Origin of the sequence: Vibrio sp. HI00D65 (genome assembly GCF_001635455.1) — a bacterium.
Classification (GTDB): Bacteria; Pseudomonadota; Gammaproteobacteria; order Enterobacterales; family Vibrionaceae; genus Vibrio.
In genome coordinates, this window is record NZ_LWEH01000131.1 from 1 (window position 1) to 387 (window position 387).

1 protein-coding gene is annotated in these 387 nt (G+C 43.2%); it reads left to right on the plus strand.

Annotated features, from left to right (window positions below):
- Window positions 1–387, plus strand: a 387-nt coding sequence (locus A3712_RS11385; RefSeq protein WP_157618745.1) for an aminotransferase class V-fold PLP-dependent enzyme, incomplete at both ends; no start/stop codon positions are given.

Genomic DNA, 387 nt, shown 5'->3' on the forward strand with positions numbered 1-387 from the left:
CGTTGAAGTGATTCGTAGCAAGCTAGTGAATTTAGCGACGAAACAAACGGGATACACGAGCGTATTAATGCAAGGTAGCGGCACCGCTTCAGTTGAAGCAACAATTGGTAGCGTTATCTCAAAAAATGGAAAACTTCTTGTGGTGGATAACGGTGCGTACGGCGCTCGTATTGCTCAAATCGCAGAATATTTAAACATTCCATGCCATGTCGTTTCTCCTGGTGAAACATCACAGCCTGACTTGAACGAAATGGAAACGGTATTGGCCATGGATTCAGACATCACTCATGTTGCGATTGTGCATTGTGAGACCACAACTGGCATGCTGAATTCAATTGATGACATTGCTAAATTGGCAAAACTGCACAACAAGACTGTAATTCTTGA